Origin of the sequence: Neisseria sp. MVDL19-042950 (assembly GCF_030504625.1) — a bacterium.
Classification (GTDB): Bacteria; Pseudomonadota; Gammaproteobacteria; order Burkholderiales; family Neisseriaceae; genus Neisseria.
The window spans coordinates 173,712-194,163 of the sequence record NZ_JAUKWH010000004.1 but is presented as its reverse complement, the minus strand read 5'-3'; the positions used below and the strand labels follow the sequence as shown (position 1 = coordinate 194,163).

At 48.9% G+C, this 20,452-nt stretch carries 19 protein-coding genes; 11 read left to right on the top strand and 8 right to left on the bottom strand.

Features of this window, described 5'->3' with window-relative positions:
• Nucleotides 1-137: 137 nt before the first annotated feature.
• On the bottom strand, nt 138-3,491 hold the full coding sequence (pilC, locus tag Q0X97_RS05490) for a PilC family type IV pilus tip adhesin (RefSeq protein ID WP_302067686.1): 3,354 nt from the start codon (nt 3,489-3,491) through the stop codon (nt 138-140).
• Between the two features lie 511 nt (nt 3,492-4,002).
• Between pilC and carA the strand changes: the two genes are divergently transcribed.
• The 10 genes from carA to pyrI all read left to right on the top strand — a co-directional run bounded on the left by carA (nt 4,003) and on the right by pyrI (nt 14,298).
• Nucleotides 4,003-5,136, top strand: a complete 1,134-nt coding sequence (carA, locus tag Q0X97_RS05485) for a glutamine-hydrolyzing carbamoyl-phosphate synthase small subunit (RefSeq protein ID WP_302066227.1) — start codon at nt 4,003-4,005, stop codon at nt 5,134-5,136.
• Between the two features lie 74 nt (nt 5,137-5,210).
• Nucleotides 5,211-5,477, top strand: a complete 267-nt coding sequence (locus tag Q0X97_RS05480; RefSeq protein ID WP_302066228.1) for a helix-hairpin-helix domain-containing protein — start codon at nt 5,211-5,213, stop codon at nt 5,475-5,477.
• Between the two features lie 43 nt (nt 5,478-5,520).
• Nucleotides 5,521-6,171 (top strand): leucine efflux protein LeuE, encoded by a 651-nt coding sequence (gene leuE, locus Q0X97_RS05475; RefSeq protein WP_302066229.1) that lies wholly within the window; start codon nt 5,521-5,523, stop codon nt 6,169-6,171.
• 53 nt (nt 6,172-6,224) lie between these two features.
• A complete protein-coding gene (locus Q0X97_RS05470) occupies nt 6,225-6,728 on the top strand; it encodes an isoprenylcysteine carboxyl methyltransferase family protein (protein ID WP_302066230.1) in 504 nt (167 codons plus the stop codon).
• Nucleotides 6,729-7,047: 319 nt separating this feature from the next.
• The gene (locus tag Q0X97_RS05465) at nt 7,048-7,890 is read left to right on the top strand and encodes a PhzF family phenazine biosynthesis protein (RefSeq protein ID WP_302066231.1); all 843 of its coding nucleotides are present in this window, start codon (nt 7,048-7,050) and stop codon (nt 7,888-7,890) included.
• Between the two features lie 540 nt (nt 7,891-8,430).
• Nucleotides 8,431-9,159 carry a hypothetical protein gene (locus Q0X97_RS05460; RefSeq protein ID WP_302066232.1) on the top strand — a complete coding sequence of 243 codons (729 nt, stop codon included), beginning with the start codon at nt 8,431-8,433 and terminating at the stop codon, nt 9,157-9,159.
• A gap of 36 nt (nt 9,160-9,195) precedes the next feature.
• The gene (carB, locus tag Q0X97_RS05455) at nt 9,196-12,405 is read left to right on the top strand and encodes a carbamoyl-phosphate synthase large subunit (protein ID WP_302066233.1); all 3,210 of its coding nucleotides are present in this window, start codon (nt 9,196-9,198) and stop codon (nt 12,403-12,405) included.
• Between the two features lie 69 nt (nt 12,406-12,474).
• Nucleotides 12,475-12,606 (top strand): hypothetical protein, encoded by a 132-nt coding sequence (locus Q0X97_RS05450; RefSeq protein WP_302066234.1) that lies wholly within the window; start codon nt 12,475-12,477, stop codon nt 12,604-12,606.
• A gap of 300 nt (nt 12,607-12,906) precedes the next feature.
• The gene (pyrB, locus tag Q0X97_RS05445) at nt 12,907-13,827 is read left to right on the top strand and encodes an aspartate carbamoyltransferase (RefSeq protein WP_302066235.1); all 921 of its coding nucleotides are present in this window, start codon (nt 12,907-12,909) and stop codon (nt 13,825-13,827) included.
• 12 nt (nt 13,828-13,839) lie between these two features.
• On the top strand, nt 13,840-14,298 hold the full coding sequence (gene pyrI / locus Q0X97_RS05440; protein WP_302066236.1) for an aspartate carbamoyltransferase regulatory subunit: 459 nt from the start codon (nt 13,840-13,842) through the stop codon (nt 14,296-14,298).
• Between the two features lie 76 nt (nt 14,299-14,374).
• Here pyrI and Q0X97_RS05435 read toward each other — a convergent pair whose 3' ends face one another.
• Together Q0X97_RS05435 and murU are read right to left on the bottom strand one after the other, a co-directional pair.
• Nucleotides 14,375-15,616 (bottom strand): aromatic amino acid transporter, encoded by a 1,242-nt coding sequence (locus Q0X97_RS05435; RefSeq protein WP_302066237.1) that lies wholly within the window; start codon nt 15,614-15,616, stop codon nt 14,375-14,377.
• Nucleotides 15,617-15,838: 222 nt separating this feature from the next.
• Complete coding sequence (gene murU, locus Q0X97_RS05430) at nt 15,839-16,537, bottom strand: N-acetylmuramate alpha-1-phosphate uridylyltransferase MurU (protein ID WP_302066238.1); 699 nt, start codon at nt 16,535-16,537, stop codon at nt 15,839-15,841.
• 203 nt (nt 16,538-16,740) lie between these two features.
• Between murU and Q0X97_RS05425 the strand changes: the two genes are divergently transcribed.
• The gene (locus Q0X97_RS05425; RefSeq protein WP_302066239.1) at nt 16,741-17,163 is read left to right on the top strand and encodes an META domain-containing protein; all 423 of its coding nucleotides are present in this window, start codon (nt 16,741-16,743) and stop codon (nt 17,161-17,163) included.
• 102 nt (nt 17,164-17,265) lie between these two features.
• Here Q0X97_RS05425 and Q0X97_RS05420 read toward each other — a convergent pair whose 3' ends face one another.
• Genes Q0X97_RS05420 through mlaE form a run of 5 tightly spaced genes read right to left on the bottom strand, consistent with a single transcriptional unit; the run spans nt 17,266 to nt 20,401 of the window.
• Nucleotides 17,266-18,198 (bottom strand): VacJ family lipoprotein, encoded by a 933-nt coding sequence (locus Q0X97_RS05420; protein WP_302066240.1) that lies wholly within the window; start codon nt 18,196-18,198, stop codon nt 17,266-17,268.
• Entirely contained in the window at nt 18,195-18,473 is a 279-nt protein-coding gene (locus tag Q0X97_RS05415) for a lipid asymmetry maintenance protein MlaB (RefSeq protein WP_302066241.1), read from the bottom strand. Before Q0X97_RS05415 ends, Q0X97_RS05420 begins: the two co-directional genes overlap by 4 nt.
• Before the next feature lie 3 nt (nt 18,474-18,476).
• Nucleotides 18,477-19,079, bottom strand: coding sequence for a phospholipid-binding protein MlaC (locus Q0X97_RS05410; RefSeq protein ID WP_085390078.1), 603 nt, complete (start codon nt 19,077-19,079; stop codon nt 18,477-18,479).
• A gap of 30 nt (nt 19,080-19,109) precedes the next feature.
• Nucleotides 19,110-19,619 carry an outer membrane lipid asymmetry maintenance protein MlaD gene (gene mlaD, locus Q0X97_RS05405; RefSeq protein ID WP_302066242.1) on the bottom strand — a complete coding sequence of 170 codons (510 nt, stop codon included), beginning with the start codon at nt 19,617-19,619 and terminating at the stop codon, nt 19,110-19,112.
• A 5-nt stretch (nt 19,620-19,624) separates the two neighbouring features.
• Nucleotides 19,625-20,401 carry a lipid asymmetry maintenance ABC transporter permease subunit MlaE gene (gene mlaE / locus Q0X97_RS05400; protein ID WP_302066243.1) on the bottom strand — a complete coding sequence of 259 codons (777 nt, stop codon included), beginning with the start codon at nt 20,399-20,401 and terminating at the stop codon, nt 19,625-19,627.
• Nucleotides 20,402-20,452 lie beyond the last annotated feature (51 nt).

The window sequence follows — 20,452 nt, the reverse complement described above, 5'->3', positions numbered from 1 at the left end:
CAAGATAGAAATCTGCCGCACAGCATGATAAAGGCAACTAATATAGTAAAACCCTTTGACTTTAATATAGATAATAAAAAAAGCTGCTTGATAATTTATCAAGCAGCTTTTTACCTTTTAGACGTTATACACACGCTTTAATTAAAAATTTCTCTCCAACTAATGCGGCGTAATCCACAAATCCGCCCTTCAACACCAATAGATTCTTTTTTATTAGTAATAAGGGTTCGACTTGCTTTATCCACAAAACATTTATTTTGAGGAATAAATGGCATAGTAGTTATCATTCTATCGGTACCTGTGCCACCGCTATCGCCGTCAACAGTTACAGGATTATCGTCTCCTTTTGCTGTATCAACGTAAGTAAAGTTGAGCAATCCCGAACTCTTACGGCCATTTGCATAAAACTCTCCATTTCTAGGATTATTTTTAAAAACCAAATGCGCATCCGATTTTCTTAAAGCACCACCGGTTTCTGCATTCAGGCCAAATACCCAGCTAGAACTGCTGATTTTGTTACTGCTCTGTTTAACACATACATCTCCCTCAACGTTGTCGGTTTTAGCCGCATCATAGATTCGTGTGCTTACCACTGCAGTTCGCAAAATCATCGTCGGTTTGATTACTACCCGCTCACCGTTCGAAGCTAAATTAACTTTCCAGCCTTTATGATTTGAACCAATAGCGTTATTAGATAAAAAACGATATTCTTGTCCGTCAATAATTCTAGAAGAGATCGTCTGTACCTGTAAGTCATTACTTGTTGCGGCTACAGCTGTGCTGTTGGCTTTTGTTGAAGAAACATCATCAAAAATGCCGTAAACCGCCTGTTGGTTTTTATCTTCTAAATCTTCTTGATAAATATCGCTACCCGTACCAAAAATTACAACATATTTCTCTGTGCCTCGACGAGAAACGGCAGGAGCAGAAGTAATAGGCTGTTTGTCGTTACCTTGATAAATACGCTGATATGACCATTGCTCAGGATTCTCTTTCCTAAAATCGAATCGATACATATTACCACCGTAGTCTCCGGCATAAGCGATGTCAATAACACCATCAAAATTAACATCAACCAATGTTGGGCTAGATAACCCTCCTACTCCTTCTGCTACAGAAATTTTACGAAGTAATGTACCCGGATTACCAGTCTTAGTACCTACATTTGCTTCTTGACCTAAAATATCATAAACATACAAAGCAGTTTCTTGTTTATTCTCATCAGGTTTCGGGTTACCTACTTTTTTCCATTTTGACGAACTATATCCGCTTGCTAAGAAACCGGCATAACGAATATTTTTACTGATATCAACAGCAGCTGCATTCGCATTCCGTTGAATAGAAACACGACCAATTTGCGGAGAACCCACCGTGTATCCTAGTTTATTTTCACTACCTTTTGCCGTTTCAAAAAGTGGCACATCCGCTTTAGGATCTGTGCTACGCACGCCTGTCGGCTTCCCTGTAATGCGATTTATTCCACCAATATTTAAGGCATAAGCGCCACGCCCTCCTTGGCCCATTGAACCAAACATAAAAATCTGCTGTTTTTCATCCGCACTGTTATGTGATGCAGTGCGGCGCAGAACAAATCCTCCGTTAATCATATGACGGTGTGGAACAGTTTGGCCATATTTTTCATTAGCAAGATACTTGAGCCCTTTTGCTAAAGTATTGGTTCCATCCTGCTCCATTGCAGCAGGAATATAACTCAATTCTAATTTATAAGGATGCTCTTTATCATCCTGACTCACAAATATATGAGCCATACCATCATTGGCCGCAGTAACCAAAAGTGCTTGTCTACCATATCGTTCCTTACCGATAGCAGCAACCGGACTATCTAAGATATCACCAAGCTCCTGACCTTGTGCACGCACCCGATAAGTTTGGCTGTATTTTTTATTTTGAGCATGAGTTTTAATTGTCTCATCTGCTTCCAAACGAGCTACCCACGGCACCAATGCTTCTTTCCATTCCTTATCGTCAATCGCATTGCCTCTTTCTATCCCAAAATAAGCATTGTCTTTTTGCAAGTCTTTTGCCCAATGGATACCGTCTCCTGTATTTATCAAAGTCTTTCTATCAGCAAAAGAGGGATATTTAGGCTTAAGGGTAGCATTAATTTTACCATCGGAGTTGACATCAAAAAATTGTAGTTGACTGCTCCACGATCCGGTATCCAGTTGAACAATAGCAGCCAGATTGGGAACCTTATTGCCGGTTACGGCAGGAGCAACAGACCCTTCTATTTCTATGGGGTGATTTAAACTTTCTGCTTCGATGTTTTCAAAAATTCTGGTAAATGCATTAATCAAATCATTTGTATTTTTGGCGTTATGGTAATATTCGGGTTTACTGGCTCCCCTCTTGAGATAAGTTTCACCACGTTGACTAATATCTGTACCAAACCCGACTGTAAAAGTTTCTGCAATTTGATCAGCGTATATGCTTTTTCCTGTTTTCTTGTCTTTAAAGTCAATATCGGCACCATCCCAACTTTTCCCTGTCCTATCAAACCCACCTGTTTTAAAGTCCTTAGTAGCAAAAGTTTGGCTGAAAAAACGTAATCCATCATTTTGATCCCAAAATGTGTGATACCTGTCATTATCCTTTTGTCTATTGCATCCATTAGAGAAGTCTTTAGGGAATCCAAAATAAGCATCCCCACTATAGTTAAATGGAGGATTTTTAGCATTCCCTTCGTAACCACAACTTGTATTCGCATCTCCATCAGACATCAAAACAATATAGTTCTTTTGACAACGATAGAGAGTATTATCTTTTACAATTTTAGAAATTTCATGATAACGGCGGGTTGTTGGTGTACCACTATCAGCTTTAATTAACCGCACTTGCTCTTGAACATTTTTCCAATTATCGCTATATCCATCCAAATCAGATTTGCCATTATTATGCAAAGTTTGCAAACCCCAATTAATTTTATTGTTATAGTGTTTCAATATTGCAAAAAGTGCTTTTTTGGTAATGTCTAACTTTGATTCGTTATCATCTCTTTGGTTGGCAAAATTTCTGTCAACCGTGCTACGGCTTCTTCGCTGAGATGAAGATCGCCGAGATGAAGAATAGTAGCTAGGTCCCCCTGAAGAATAAGTGCCATAATAAGGATCGTAGTATGCTGACCCATATCTACTATAATATTTATCATCGTCGTCATCGTCGTCATAATAATCTCTTACATATCTATTATAATAATCATCATTATAATAATTGTAATCATAATAATCACTAGAATTATTACCTAGTTTCTTCCCAGACGGCGTATCTTTCATACTTCCGGAATCATCGATAAACAGCATTACATTAGGTTTGACTCCTTCACCCGCCGTTGTAACTGTTTTATTTTGGAGGTGCAAAGGAATCTGAGCAAACTGTGCATATGCGCTGTCGCCAATTAAAGCCAAAGCAGAAACCACGCTGCAAATTATCGGCCGCACAGTACCTTTAAAGCGAGAATTAGATTTTTTCATAATGTGCAAACTTTCATATGTTAGCATCTAAACTCAAATTTTAGAGCTATTTAAATAAATAGAGTAAGAATCGAATGGGGAAGGATTTCAGTATATTTTTAAACCTAATTCTATTTTAGCACATTCACATTATTTATCATATTCACATATTGATACATAAAATCAACAATATCAGAGATATATCCATCAAACCCCCTTAAACAATTATAAAAACAATCCCTTTCACCTTTATCAAATAATTGATTTTATTAATACAAATATGTAACTAAATTAAATAAATTGCCTTTGGCATATTTTTTCGGTACTTGAGCTAATTTTTTTTTTCGCTTAAAATGTGTTGCTTCTGCGGCATACACCATGCCCCCAAAGCACGTAACACAGTTTTCCGACAAACTGTGCGACGTGTTTTTTTTTGACCGGATACTTTAGGCCGTCTGAAAATCTATGAAGCTGCTTTGTTTTTCAGACGGCCTTCCAGCGGATAAATCACACAACACAGGAACGAATCATCATGACGACACCAGCAATCCTTGTTCTCGCAGACGGCAATATTTTTCACGGCACATCAATTGGTTATGAAGGTTCTGCCTCCGGCGAAGTGGTGTTCAATACTTCTATGACCGGTTATCAGGAAATCCTTACCGACCCTTCTTACCGCAAACAAATCGTTACCCTTACTTATCCGCACATCGGCAATACCGGTACCAACGGCGAAGATACCGAAAGCACCGCCGTTCATGCTGCGGGTTTAATTATTCGCGACCTGCCGCTTCTGCACAGCAATTTCCGCAGCAGCGAGAGTTTGCAGGAATATTTGGTTCGCAACCAAACCGTGGCGATTGCCGACATCGACACCCGCCGCCTTACCCGTATCTTGCGCGACAAAGGTGCGCAGGCCGGTGCGATTTTGACCGGTGCGGACGCTACCGTGGAGAAGGCACGCGAGCTGATTGCGGCATTTGGCAGCATGGTCGGCAAAGATTTGGCGAAAGAAGTAACTTGCGGTGAATCTTATGAATGGACGGAAGGCGAATGGAAGCTGGGCAAAGGCTTTGTAACGCCGTCTGAACAGCCTTTCCACGTTGTTGCTTACGATTTCGGCGTGAAAACCAATATTCTGCGCATGCTGGCCGAACGCGGTTGCCGCTTGACCGTCGTGCCTGCGCAAACTCCGGCAAAAGACGTACTGGCGATGAACCCCGACGGCGTGTTTCTTTCCAACGGCCCCGGCGATCCCGAGCCGTGCGATTATGCGATTGCGGCGGTAAAAGAACTGCTGGAAAGCAAAAAACCGCTGTTCGGCATTTGCTTGGGACATCAATTGTTAGGTTTGGCCGTCGGCGGCAAGACCCGCAAAATGACGTTCGGCCACCACGGTACCAACCATCCCGTGCAAGACCTGGAAAGCGGCAAAGTGATGATTACCAGTCAAAACCACGGTTTTGAAGTGGATGTTGAAAGTTTACCGGACAATGTCAAAGTAACCCACCGCTCGCTGTTTGACGGTTCGTTGCAAGGCATTGAATTGACCGACCGCACGGCGTTCAGCTTCCAAGGCCATCCTGAAGCCAGCCCCGGCCCGCATGATGTGGCCTATCTGTTTGATAAATTTATCGACAGCATCAAAGCAGCAAAAGCCGCTTAAGGTTTTCAGACGGCCTTTCACAAACACAAAGGCCGTCTGAAAAACATTTTCCCAACCAGCACAGCCAAACCGCCATGAACCTTGCCGAAGCCAACCGCGAACAAGCCCGCCGATTAACCGATTCACCGAATATCGGCAACGCTTCGGCACAAGATTTAATCGGACGCAATGCTTATGCCATGTACGACAAGTTATGTATGCGGAACGGGCAAAAAATCGCCCCCTGCACGATTAACGTATTCCTATCCGCAGTTGACTTTATAAACGACGGCAAGCCTAAACCGCGGCGGGCTTATACGACACAACGCAAAACCTGTTTACAAACCTGCCAACCCGAATAAACCAACCGCTCCGATTATCCAACCCAAACCCTTTTGCAAACCTATGTTCGGCATCACCCACCTTACCACCTACATTATCGGCACCATTGCCGTTATTCTGCTGCCCGGGCCAAACTCCATGTTTTGCCTGGCCGTCGCCGCACAACACGGCGTGAAAGCGGCTTACCGTTCGGTAGCAGGCATTTTACTGGGTGATTCCCTGCTGATTCTTTTTACCGTATTGGGCGCGGGAACATTATTAAAAGTCTATCCCGCGCTTTTTTACGCCCTCAAACTGATAGGCGGCCTTTATCTGGTTTATATCGGTTGGCATTTACTGCGCGGGGCTGTAAGAAAATGGCAAGCCCCCTCGTCCTTGACAGAAGCCGATTCAGAGCCGCAACGCCAACCTGCACGGCACATCTTCAAACGTGCCTTGTTGTTGAGCCTAACCAACCCGAAAGCGATATTGTTTTTCCTATCGTTTTTCGTACAATTTGTCGACCCGGCTTATCCGCACCCCGCGCTGTCGTTTTTAATCTTGGCGTTGATTTTGCAAAGCACCAGTTTCATCTATTTGAATCTTTTGGCATTTACCGGACACAACATGACACGGCTTTTCAGACGGCATCGGAAAATATCCTCGGCCGCAATGGGTACGGTCGGGCTGTTGTTTATCGGGTTTGCCGTAAAAATGTGGGCGGCAACAATATAAAAGGCCGTCTGAAAAACGCATCTACTTGAAACACTCACATAAGGAAATACTTCATGATTACAGCCATTTTCATCATTTTCTTCTCCATCCGCCTCGTTTCCCTTTCCATCTCCATCCGAAACGAAAAACGCCTGATCGCCGCCGGAGCCAAACAGTTCGGCGAGAAAAACTCCAAGCTGCTTGCCGCCGCCCACATTGCCTACTACTTCGCCGCCCTAGCCGAATCCCATATCCGTAGCGTGCAGTTTGATGCCGTTTCCACCGTCGGCACCGCCGTTACCGCCTTCGCCCTCGTGATGCTGTTTTACGTAATCCATGCGCTCGGCGAAATATGGACACTGAAAATCTATATCCACCCGCAACACAAAATCAACCGCTCTTGGCTGTTCCGCCATGTACGCCATCCCAACTACTTTTTAAACATCATTCCCGAACTCATCGGTATCGGCCTGCTCTGCCACGCATGGACAACCATGACCATCGGCCTGCCCGTTTACTTGGTGATTCTCGCCATCCGCATCCGCCAAGAACACGAAGCCATGCGCCATTTGTGGTAAACATTCGCAGAGGCCGTCTGAAAGCCCATTTTCAGACGGCCTCGGAAGCACCTGCGCCCAATCGGGCGGCTATAAAATAACGTACCTTCCCGCTCGATCTGAAACAGACATTCGGGCACAGATACAAAGGAAGCCGCAAAGCCGCTGAAACAATTTCAGACGGCCTTACCTGAAAATCGGTAGCGTGTGTGCCAGCGGCACGCACGCGGTGATTGGGGTTTACATTAGAAATTAACAACGCGTACGTGGCTGTGCCACACACCCTACACACAGGCTACACTTGCTACGCTTACTGAATCACTTTAATTAAGGAACAGCCATGCGCGAATATGAATTTGTTTTGGTCAACGTGTTTGCCGAAACCCACTTCGGCGGCAACCCGCTGGCTGTATTTCCCCAAGCCGAAGGGTTGGACGACAAGACCATGCAGCAGATTGCCCGCCAGTTTAATTTAAGTGAAACCGCGTTTGCTTTTCCTTCGGAATCCGCCGCAGCCGACCTGCGGATTTTCACACCCGCACACGAATTGCCGCTAGCCGGCCATCCCATACTCGGCAGCGCATCCGTGTTGCAGCAACAGCAAGGCCTGCCTGAAAACTTTGTGCTCAATACTCGCGCCAAGCCCGTTTACCTGAGCGGCTCAAACAACACAATGACCCTGAAAATCAGCGGCTACACCTGCCGCCCTTCAGCCGCTTCCCGTGTCGAATTGGCCGAAGCAACAGGCATTTGCGCAGCGGAAATCGCCGAAAACGCTTACTGGCTCGACAGCGGTTCGCCACAGCTTTTGCTGCAAGTTTATACCGCCGCCGCGCTGGAAAACGCCCGTATCGACTACGCCAAGCTCAATGCCGTTTGCCGCGCCGATTCGGGGCGCACCATGATTTACCTGTGGCATGAACAAGGCGACACCGTTCAGGCGCGGATGTTTTACGCACAAAACGGCGCCATTTTGGAAGACAGCGGCACCGGCTCAGCCTGCGCCAACCTCGGCGCCTATTACCTTTCGCGCGGCACATTCCCGCTCACACGCAGCGTGCGGCAAGGCGACCAAACCGGCCGCTCCAACCGCCTCAGTTTGCGCGTAGACGAAGCCGAAAATATCTATGTGGGCGGGAGCGTGGTGGAAGTCGGGCGTGGCATGTTCAAGCTGCCGCGTTAATCTGTAAAATATTTTACCGGCACTATATGGCCATGTTTAAGGTTGGTTTTTTTAAATTATTCAGATGTAGGTCGGATTCTTGAATCCGACAGAATAGGGAAATACGCGGCAAGGAAAATTAGTTCAGACGGCCACAAATGGTTTGTCGGATACAAGTATCCGACCTACGGCTGCATCAGATGGGTTGCTTGTATTGCATGAAAGCCTTGTGTGTGGAAGCTGAGGCTCGGGAACTAAAGCCTAAAATTTGTGATAGCGGTCTTTTAGCATTCAGATATCCAACATCTCATATCTGAACAATTTTTCAGACGGCCTTAACCGAGAATCAGTAGGGTGTGTGCCAACGGTACGCACGCGGTTGTCGAGGTTTGCGGTACAAATAAAAAACGCGTACTTAAGATTGTCCTGATGTAGGTCGGATTCTTGAATCCGACAATTAGGAAAATGCACGGCAAAGAAAAAATGTTTCAGGTAGCCTTAAATTGATTTTGTCGGATACGAGTATTCGACCTACGCTTGCTGTTTACAGAAGGAGAGAAAATGACATTATATAATTTTATATTGAAATTATTTAAAATTTGGAAGGGGAGTGTATTTGCACGATTGGCATTAATGTGCATAAGTGCTGGCATCATTTTTTTAGGTGTTACACGTTGGTGGGAAGGGATGGCAACATCATTACTTGAAAAATATTTAGATTTAAAAGTTTCTCAAAATCTGAATACATATGTAGGTATTTTTCTAATAGCTTTAGGTTTTATATTTGCACTTATGGAATATAAATCTCAACAGCGTAGAGACATTTCCGATAATCTTGCCAAAACTACAGAGCAAAATGCTACTCTAACAAATCAGAATGCATTTCTCACGTTCAAATCTCAGCAAGAAGAAATTTGTTATTCAATTTTAAGAAATCTAATAAATAAATTTCAAAAAATTAGAATTCCACTTTTGGAAGATAGAGCTAATGAAATTAGCTCTTCATACTCTAAAGAAAAATTAGTTGAATACATTGAATTTATTTTACTTAATCCTAGTGTGGAACATCAACATCGTGTATGGTTTTTCAATATGCGTGGAGAAGGACAAACAGGCAAACCTCTGCTGTATCAGTTTATTGAAAATTACAAACAAATTATTGATGAAGCTCAAAAATTAGATTGCACAGAACTAATAAAAGGAAGTCCACTAAACAACGCGTATAGAAATGTAATAGACGAGAATTTTATCCAAATAAGAAAAGATGCATATTGGGAAGATTATATTTAAATTCCTAAATTTCAATTATTATAGAAAGACCCCGCCATGCCCAAACGTACCGACCTAAAATCCATCCTAATCATCGGCGCCGGCCCCATTGTGATCGGCCAGGCCTGCGAGTTTGACTATTCCGGCGCGCAAGCGTGTAAGGCTTTGCGCGAGGAAGGCTATAAAGTCATTCTCGTCAATTCCAACCCCGCCACGATTATGACCGACCCTGAAATGGCCGATGTTACCTATATCGAGCCGATTATGTGGCAGACGGTGGAAAAGATTATCGCCAAAGAGCGCCCCGATGCGGTGCTGCCGACCATGGGCGGCCAAACGGCGCTGAATTGTGCGCTGGATTTGGCGCGCAACGGTGTGCTGGCGAAGTATAACGTCGAGCTGATCGGCGCAACGGAAGACGCGATTGATAAAGCGGAAGACCGCGGCCGCTTCAAAGAGGCGATGGAAAAAATCGGCTTGCATTGCCCGAAATCTTTTGTGTGCCACACCATGAACGAAGCCTTGGCGGCGCAAGAGCAGGTGGGCTTTCCCACGCTGATCCGTCCGTCGTTTACCATGGGCGGTTCGGGCGGCGGCATTGCCTACAATAAAGACGAATTTATCGCGATTTGCGAACGCGGTTTCGATGCGTCGCCCACGCATGAGTTGCTGATCGAGCAATCGGTACTCGGCTGGAAAGAGTACGAAATGGAAGTGGTGCGCGATAAAAACGACAACTGCATCATCATCTGTTCGATTGAAAACTTCGACCCGATGGGCGTGCATACCGGCGACTCGATTACGGTTGCCCCCGCACAAACGCTTACCGACAAAGAATACCAAATCATGCGCAATGCTTCGCTGGCGGTGCTGCGCGAAATCGGCGTGGACACGGGCGGCTCGAATGTTCAGTTTGCCATCAACCCTGAAAACGGCGAGATGATTGTAATTGAGATGAACCCGCGCGTGAGCCGTTCTTCGGCGCTGGCTTCCAAAGCTACCGGCTTCCCGATTGCGAAAGTGGCGGCAAAACTGGCGGTGGGCTTCACTTTGGACGAACTGCGCAACGACATCACCGGCGGCCGCACGCCTGCGTCTTTCGAGCCTTCGATTGACTATGTGGTAACAAAAATCCCGCGCTTTGCGTTTGAGAAATTCCCCGCTGCCGACGACCGCCTGACCACGCAAATGAAATCGGTGGGCGAAGTGATGGCGATGGGCCGCACGATTCAGGAGTCGATGCAGAAAGCCCTGCGCGGTTTGGAAACCGGTTTGTGCGGCTTTAATCCGCGCAGCGACGACAAAAACGTGATCCGTCGCGAGCTGGCCAACCCCGGCCCCGAGCGCATTTTGTATGTGGCCGATGCGTTCCGCGCCGGTTTCAGCAAGGAAGAAATCCACGAAATCTGCGCGATTGATCCGTGGTTCTTGGCGCAAATCGAAGACTTGGTTCAAGAAGAGCAAAAAGTTTCAGACGGCCTTCTGAACGATTTGGACTTTGCCACCCTGCGCCGCTTGAAACGCAAAGGCTTTTCAGATAAGCGTTTGGCGCAATTGCTGGGCTTGTCTGAAAAAGAAGTGCGCGAACACCGCTACGGCCTGAAGCTGCATCCCGTGTACAAACGCGTGGACACTTGCGCGGCGGAGTTCCAATCCGACACGGCTTACCTCTATTCCACTTACGAAGAGGAATGCGAAGCGAGGCCGTCTGAAAAACGCAAAGTGATGATTCTCGGCGGCGGCCCCAACCGCATCGGCCAAGGTATCGAATTCGATTATTGCTGCGTGCATGCTTCTCTTGCCCTGCGCGAATCGGGTTTTGAAACCATTATGGTGAACTGCAACCCCGAAACCGTTTCCACCGACTTCGACACTTCCGACCGCCTCTACTTCGAGCCGCTCACGCTGGAAGACGTGCTGGAAATCGTGCGCACCGAAAACCCGTGGGGCGTGATTGTGCATTACGGCGGCCAAACCCCGCTGAAACTGGCCAATGCTTTGGTGGAAAACGGCGTGAACATCATCGGCACGTCCGCTGATTCGATTGATGCCGCCGAAGACCGCGAACGCTTCCAAAAAGTGCTGCGCGAATTGGGTCTGCGCCAACCGCCGAACCGCACTGCGCGCAACGAAGAAGCAGCGTTGGTGCTGGCCGAAGAAATCGGCTATCCGCTGGTGGTTCGCCCGTCTTACGTATTGGGCGGCCGCGCCATGCAGGTGGTGCATACGCAAGAGCAGCTCAAAACCTATATGCGCGAAGCCGTGCAGGTATCCGAAGACAGCCCCGTGCTGCTGGATTTCTTCCTCGATAATGCCATCGAAGTGGACGTAGACTGTGTTTCAGACGGCCACGAAGTCGTGATCGGCGGCATTATGCAGCACGTCGAACAAGCCGGCATTCACTCCGGCGATTCCAGCTGCTCGCTGCCTCCGCATTCCCTGAGCCAAGAAATCCAAGACGAAATCCGTCGTCAAACCAAAGCGATGGCTTATGCGCTGAATGTGGTCGGCCTGATGAACGTGCAATTTGCCGTGCAAGACGGCGTGGTGTTCGTGCTGGAAGTGAACCCGCGCGCCTCGCGCACCGTACCGTTCGTATCGAAAGCCACCGGCGTACCGCTGGCCAAAGTGGGCGCGCGCGCAATGGCCCGCATCAGCCTGAAAGAGCAAGGCATTGAAAAAGAAGTGATTCCGGATTTCTACGCCGTGAAAGAAGCGGTGTTTCCGTTTATCAAGTTCCCCGGCGTGGATACGATTCTCGGCCCGGAAATGCGCTCCACCGGCGAAGTGATGGGCGTGGGCGAAACATTCTCCGAAGCCTATATGAAAGCCCAACTCGGTGCGGGCGAGCGCATGCCTGCCGTGGGCAAAATCTTCATTGCCGTGCGCGACGAAGACAAACCGCTGATTCTGCAAACCGCCAAAAACTTCCAGTCGCTCGGCTACGGCGTATGCGCCACTCGCGGCACCGCGGCCTATCTGAAGGAACAAGGCGTGAGCGTGCAGGTGGTGAATAAAGTGCTGGAGGGCCGCCCGCATATTGTGGATGCGATTAAAAACGGCGAGATTGCGTTGGTTATCAACACGGTAACCAACAACCCGCAAGCCGTTGCCGACAGCCATTCTATCCGCCGCAGCGCCCTCACCCAGCGCGTTCCGCAATACACCACCACTGCCGGCGGCAGAGCCATGAGCGAAGGCGTTAGAAGTTTGAACGCCATGGGCGTTTACAGCGTTCAGGAACTGCATGGGCGTTTGAAGAAGTAACACCCCCTGCCGGCACCTTGCCAAAGCGCCTAACCGTGATGACCTACATTACCGATAGAAAGGAATTTTATGAAAACGTTATTGACTGCCGTCGTTTTAGCCTTGGCATTGTCGGCCTGTGCCGGCACTTCGGGCGGAACGCAGGCGTATGGCGAAATCAAAGGCGGAGTGGAAACCAGCCACACCCGCTCCGGCCGTTAATGATGGGAGAGGCCGTCTGAAATTCCGCTTTGTAAAAACATTGCCGTGCTTATTTTCAGACGGCCTGAAGACTTGATATTCATTTTTTCACGTCTTCCCCCCTTTCAGACGGCCTCTGTTTTGTGCGATAATCGCCCCCGCTCAATGTATGTACAACCCGATTTAACCCGAATCTGCAAAACTGCTATGAACTTAGTTTGTCCGCACCGTAGCCCATATTCCGCTGCATGCCGCAGCAGTTTTGCCATTCTCAATCACAGCCCGTATTAGACGGGCTTTTTTATGGAAAAAGGAAACACCATGCCTAATCTGCTTTACCGCCAAAATGTGATTTCCATCGCCGATTTGAGCACGCCGCAACTTGAGCTGCTGCTGCATACGGCACTGAAGCTGAAAGCCGAACCTCGAGACGACTTGCTCGAAGGCAAGCTGATCGGTTCGTGCTTTTTCGAGCCTTCCACGCGTACACGGCTGTCGTTTGAAACCGCCGTGCAACGCTTGGGCGGCAAAGTAATCGGTTTTTCCGACGGCTCCAGCACCAGCGCGAAAAAAGGGGAAACCATTGCCGACTCCGCCCGCATCATCAGCAGCTACACCGATGCGATTATCCAACGCCACCCGCGCGACGGCTCCGCACGCGTGTTGGCCGAGTTCAGCAGCGTGCCCGTTATCAACGCGGGCGATGGCACCAACCAACATCCTTCGCAAACCCTGCTCGATTTGGTAACGATTTACGAAACGCAAGGCACGCTGAGCAACCTGAATATTGCCATGTCGGGCGACTTGAAATACGGCCGCACCGTGCACTCGCTCACACAAGCCTTGAAACGTTGGGGCTGCAAATTCGCTTTTGTGTCGCCGCCCAGCTTGGCCATGCCCGAATACATCACCGAAGAATTGGATGAAGCGGGTTGCGAATATCAGATTCTGCCTTCGCTTGAAGCGGCAGCCGAGTGGGCCGACATTCTCTACATGACCCGTGTACAGCGCGAACGTTTCGACGAGCAAGAATTCGCCAAAATTCAAGGCAAATTCAACTTGGAAGCATCCATGCTCGCCAACGCCAAAAGCAATCTGCGCGTGCTGCACCCGCTGCCCCGCGTAGACGAAATCCATCCGAATGTCGACGATACGCCGTATGCCTATTATTTCCAGCAGGCCACCAACGGCGTGTATGCGCGGATGGCGATTTTGTCTTTGATTTTGAACGAAGAAGTATAAGGAGAACGCGTCATGGAAAAGAAACAATACAGCGTTGAAGCAATTCAAACCGGTACGGTTATCGACCATATCCCCGCCGGCAAAGGTTTGGCCATTCTGCGCCAGTTCAAACTGCTGCACTACGGCAACGCCGTAACCGTAGGTTTCAATCTGCCGAGTAAGACCCAAGGCAGTAAAGACATCGTGAAAATCTCAGGCGTGCATCTGGATGAAAAAGCCGCCAACCGTTTGGCCTTGTTCGCACCCGAAGCCACCGTCAACGTGATTGAAGACTTCAAAGTGGTGCAAAAAATGCAGTTGAACCTGCCGGAAACCATCAGCGAAGTGTTCCGCTGCCCGAATGCCAACTGCGCCAGCCACGGCGAACCGGTTAAAAGCCGTTTTTACGTACGGAATCAGGGCGGGCAAACCAAACTGAAATGCCATTACTGCGAAAAAACGTTCTCGCGCGAATCTGTTGCCGAAGCATAAATAGAAATCAAAAAGGCCGTCTGAAAACTTTCAGACGGCCTTTTTAACGAATGATGTCTTGTGCGGCCGATTGCGGTCAGCCTTTGAATACCGGCACCACTTCCAATTGGCTCAATATTTGTGCGGCAATGTTGATCACGCCGAATGCGAATACCCACACAATCAGCCACATTCCGCCGTAAACTCTATAGCCTTTGTTTTCACTGAATTTCTTACGCGCCTTATAAAGCAGCATGGCGGGAATCAGCGCCGTCCACACCGTCGCCGCCAAACCCACATAGCCGATTACGGTAACAAAGCCGGTAGGAAACAGCAAACAGCAGATAAGCGGCGGCAAAAAGGTTAATGCTGCGGTTTTGGTGCGCCCCGCAACACTGTCGTCCCATTTGAACAAGTCGGCGAGATAATCGAACAAGCCCAGCGTTACACCCAAAAATGACGAGGCAATCGCCATATAGGCAAAAAACGACAACACTGTGTTCATGCTGCCTGTAGGCACGAATTTCGACAGCGTTTCGATCAGCACCGACACCTGCCCGCCCGCTTCAATAACCGGCGCGAATTCGTTGCGCGGCAGGTTGCCCTGAATCGCCAACTGCCACAACGTATAAATCACCAGCGCAATCAATGTGCCCAAACGCAAGGCACGGGCCACTTTGGGCGCGTCGCCGTTGAAGTATTTCAACAGGCTCGACACGTTGCCGTGAAAACCGAACGAAGCCAAACAAACCGGCAAAGCGGCAGCTACATAAATCCAGTATTGCGTGCCTGCGGCAGCCTGCGTATCCAGCAGCACGGGCAGTTGCACATTGGTCAACAATCCGCCGGTCGCCCAGAAAAAAGCGATAACCATGCCACCGATTAGCACGCTGGTCAAACGGTCGACCAGATAAGTGGATGCCCAAACACAAAACGCCAATACTGCAAAAAACACCAGTTGCCCCACCGGCAGCCCGACCGCGCCGCCTGCCAAATTGCCCAAGCCTTTGGCGGTTAAATCGCCGCCCACAAAGATGTAGGCATAGGTAAGCAGGTACAGCACAAAAGCAACGGCGATACCGTTTACCGCATTCCAGCCGCGCCCGAGCAAATCTTTAACCATCGTGTCGAAGCTGGCACCGTGCGGATAATGGGTATTGACTTCCAACAGCATCAGCCCGCTGGAAAGCATGGAAAACCATGTATAAAGCAGCACGACGAGCGATCCGGTAAACCAAACGCCCGAAGTAGCGGTGGGGTTGGCAAACATACCGGCACCGATGATGGTGCCTGCGATAATCAATGCGCCGCCTAAGAGCGACGGGTTTTTAGCAGACATAAAATCCTTTCAGACGGCCTGTATTAAGAAATGTAAAGGCATTATAGCCGATAAACCGAATGATGACGCAAGTGGCGGTTGCCCGGAACAGTATGTATCCTATGTATCTTTTGTGGTTTGATAACGGTATCGAATATTCAAAACAGGCCGTCTGAAAGATTTCAGACGGCCTCCGAACCATAAACTGGTAATGTTTTTACAGCCCAACTGCTGCCCACTTGCTCAATACCAATGCCGTGCCAATTCGTCGGCCTCCGCCAACCGCTCTACCGTGCCGACATCCAGCCACAAACCGTTATGCTTCTCGCCGGATACCAGATTTTTATCCATGGCTCCGCGTAACAGGGGCGCGAGTTTGGCGGCTTTTCCGGGCGGTGTGTTTTCAAATAAATCGGGATGGTAAACACCCATACCGCTGAACGTTAACGGCTGCCCCGCGCTGCTTTGCGAAGCCACTCGGCCATTATCCAGCAATGCAAAATCGCCGGCTGGGTTGTGCACCGGATTGGGCACAAGCCACAAATGTACCAACCGCTGTTGCTGCTTCAGACTTGCCGCTGCTTCAAAGGCCGTCTGAAAATCAATATCGGTCAGCACGTCGCCGTTCACCACCAAAAAGGGTTCGTTACCCAGCAAAGGCAATGCGGTTGCTATGCCGCCGGCGGTTTCCAAACCAGTTTCGCCTTCGCGAGAATAAGCAATCTGCACGCCGTAAGCCGCGCCCGTGCCCAATGTTTCTTCAATCTGCCGTCCCAGCCAAGCATGATTGATCACAATTTCGTCGATGCCGGCGGCTTTCAGACGGCGTAAATGCCAACCGATCAAAGGTTCGCTCCCCACCTTCAACAGCGGTTTCGGGCAGGAATCGGTGAGCGGACGCATCCGTTCGCCGCGTCCGGCCGCTAAAATCATGGCTTTCATGGATATTCCGTTATGTTTTGAACCGGCAGAATTGTATAACAAAGGCCGTCTGAAAAGAAAACCGAATTGTGCCACCAGAGTGTTGCTGCAACGACACAAGCGGGAAAACCGACATACTATTTGAGCTTTTATTCAAACGGACTAGGCCTCTTTGTGATATATAGAATGCTGCAACCCGACTTATCAGAAAGAAGGATTTGATTATGAAACTTGTTACTTTGTTGCCCGCTCTGGCACTTTCAGGCTGTATCGTTTTCCCTATCCCCGTACCTGAAAAACCTTCCGTGCCGCAACAGATTTACGGCAAATGGCAAATTACCGAGCTGAACAGCCAAGCCGTACGCAAACCTGATGCGGTATTGACATTAAACAGCTCGGATTCCAGCTTCCACGCACGCACGGATTGCAACAACTTATTCGGCCAATATTCCGCCACCGCCGATAAGAAACTGCATTTCAAAGACGTTGCTTCCACTCTGAAAAGCTGCCCCGACAGGCGGATCGAAGAATTATTGGGCAGCGTATTGCCGAAAGTAGACAGCTACCGTTTCAACAACCGCCACATTGAAATGCTGGATAAGCAAGGCCGGGTGGTTCTGCAAGGTCAACGGCCTTCCGCCGAATAAAACGGCTTTTGCCAAAACTTCAGGCCGTCTGAAACTTTTTTCAGACGGCCTGAAATTGTTTAATACAACCCGATTCAGCGTTTCGGGTCGGCAAAAACAAGCTTAAAAGCCATACCCCACCGGTTCGCCCCGTTGGGCGGCTTCAACCATTTCCACGCCATCCGCGTGCAGAGAATGCGTGTCTTGCAGATCATCAGGAGTCCATAAAGTGAGAATCTCTGTATGCTCATCCGGCCGTGCGGTATTGGCGCTGCTGTCAGGCAAAGGCACTTCGGCAGGAGCTTGATAATCATCGGTCTTCGGCGCATCGCCTTCGTTGACCAAGTCGTCAATGTCAATATTATCTTCTTCACCCTGCGGTGGAGTAATCCCAAGCTGGCGGGCGCGCACTTTCATATAAATATCACGGGTGTACGCATATTTATCAATCGAAGCATCGCCCAAGCTGTCGGTTAAATCAAGCAATTGCTCACGCACGCTGACTGCTCTGACCGCTTTATTGCCTATGCGGTTGGCCGCGGTGTGAAACACTGCATTATCAACGGGATAAATACTGGTAATGGTGTTACCCACACTGTCGCGCACGGTCGAAGGGCCGGTGAGCGGATACACAAAATAATTGCTGTTTTTCCAGCCCCATGTGGCAAAAGTATCGCCCAGCGTGTTTTTGTTATTGGGAATACCGCCTGCATCGGCAATATTAATCAAGCCACCCAAACCGAAGGTGGAATTCACGCCGACACGCACCAAGTCTTCGCTTGCCCGTTTGATGTCCAACCGCAGCAGATTGCTGCCCATACTCACCACATCACGCAGGTTATTGAAAAAATTGCTCACGCCGGTGCGGACGGGCTGCGGAGTAACGGCACGATAACCGCGCGCCACGGGTGTCAGCACATAGCGGTCGGCGGTGTCGTTGATTTTAAACATCACCCGGTTATACGGTTCATACGGGTCGGCGGGATTGCGCTCCGCCCATACGGGTTGAGAAATGGTAAGCGTCAACACCATCACGGGAATTGCTGATTTTTTCATGTATTCACCCAGTCTTTGATTTCGTACAGTCCGGCAAGATCTTGCACTGATTCGGGAACCGCACAAAGTTTTACGCCAGAAGCATTCAGGCGCAAGGCCGTCAGCAACAGCGACACACAGGAAGAATCTGCACGATTTACGCCGGATAAGTCCAACGTATGCACTTCTTTCAGACGGCATTGCTGTTCAAATTGTGCATAAGCGGCAGATGCCACCGTTTTTACGGTAACATCGCCGCTCAAATACAATACGCCGTCTTTCACTTCGGTATTCATGTTTTATTTGCCGCCGTTGTTTTTGGCTTTCAATTCGGCAATCAGGCCGTCGATGCCTTTGTTTTTAATGGTTTCGCCGAATTGGTTGCGGTACACGGTTACCAAACTCGCCCCTTCGATGGCAACGTTGTAAACACGGTATTTGCTGCCGCTTTGGTAGGTGGTGAAATCCATGTTCACCGGTTTGCCACCGGGCTGGGTGATTTCAGTGCGCACAACGATTTCTTTACCGCCCCGGTTTACCACCGGATTGTCTTTTACGGTAACGGCGGAATTTTTGAATTTCAGCATAGTGCCTGAATAAGTGCGGATCAGCAGGCTTTGAAACTCTTGAGACAATGCTTTTTTCTGCTCGGCAGTAGCTTCACGCCACGGATTGCCGACGGCAAGAGCCGTCATACGTTGGAAATCGAAATAAGGCAGCGCATAGTTTTCCGCTTTGCGGCGTACGGCGGCATCATTATTGCCGTTGGCTTCTTTCAGGATACTCAAAACCTGAACCGAATTTTCACGTACTTGGCTTACCGCATCGGCAGGAGCGGCAACGGCCAAGCCGATGCTCAAAACACCGATACTCAAAGCACTAATCAAAGAAGTTTTTTTCATTATGAATTCCTATTAATATGAATAAGTTGCTTATTCCGAAGCGGCTTGGCCGCTCTCTCCGGCTTTTTTACCGCCAGCGTTCTGTTCGGCAAAATTGGTCATAAACTTACCAATCAGATTTTCCAGCACGATAGCCGAGCCGGTAACCGTAATAGTATCGCCGGCCGCCAATTCCTCTTCATCTCCGCCTTGCATCAGGCCGATATATTGTTCCCCCAAAAGGCCGGAGGTCAAAATCTGCGCAGACACATCGCTGCTGAACTGGTATTGGCTGTTCAAATTCAGCGATACTTTCGCCTGATAGGTTTTGGGATCAAGCTGAATGCTTCCAACCCTTCCCACCAGCACTCCGGCCGCTTTTACCGGCGCATTCACACGCAACCCGCCGATATCGGTAAAGTCGGCATACACGGTATAGGTTTTGCCGGAGCCGCCACCAACCGCCGCACCGCCGGCCACACGGAATGCCAAGAAACCGATGGCGACAACACCCAATAAGACAAACAAACCTACCCAAAATTCCAAAATACTTTTTTTCATCGCACTTACTCAGTAAACATCAATGCAGTTAAAATAAAGTCAATCGCCAACACGGTAAGGGCGGAAGACACTACCGTACGGGTGCTGGCACGCAAAATACCTTCCGACGTGGGCACACAGTGAAAACCTTGGTGTACGGCAATCAGCGTTACCGCCACCCCGAACACCGCAGATTTGATCAGGCCGTTCAGCACATCGTAGTCGAAAGAAATATTGCTTTGCATTTGCGACCAGAAAATACCGCTGTCCAAGCCCAAGTATTGCACACCGATCAAATACGCGCCGTAAATACCCGCCACGTTAAAAATCGAAGCCAACAGCGGCATTGAAACAACACCAGCCCAGAAGCGCGGCACAACCACGCGGGCCACGGGGTTAACCGCCATCACATTCATGGCTTCAAGCTGCTCGGTGGTTTTCATCAAACCGATTTCACTCGTCATCGCACCGCCCGCGCTGCTTGCAAACAAAATGGCGGCCAATACGGGGCCAAGCTCGCGCAGCAGACTGGCGGCAACCATAAAGCCCAACACGTCGGCCGATTTGAACTTCGACAATTGCGTATAACCCTGCAAACCCAGCACCATGCCAACAAACAAGCCCGACACGGCCACAATCAACACCGACAATACGCCGGCAAAATACACTTGGCGCACGCTCAGACGGAACCGCGTGAGCGCTGTTCCCGATTTCGCCAGAATCTGCAAGAGAAACAGGCAGACACTGCCGAGCGAACGGATAAATTTCAGGGTGTTATGCCCGATGGTTTGGATAAAATTCATATGGTTTCAAATTATTTAATACCGCCAAACGGCCCGTAATATTGTGAAGAG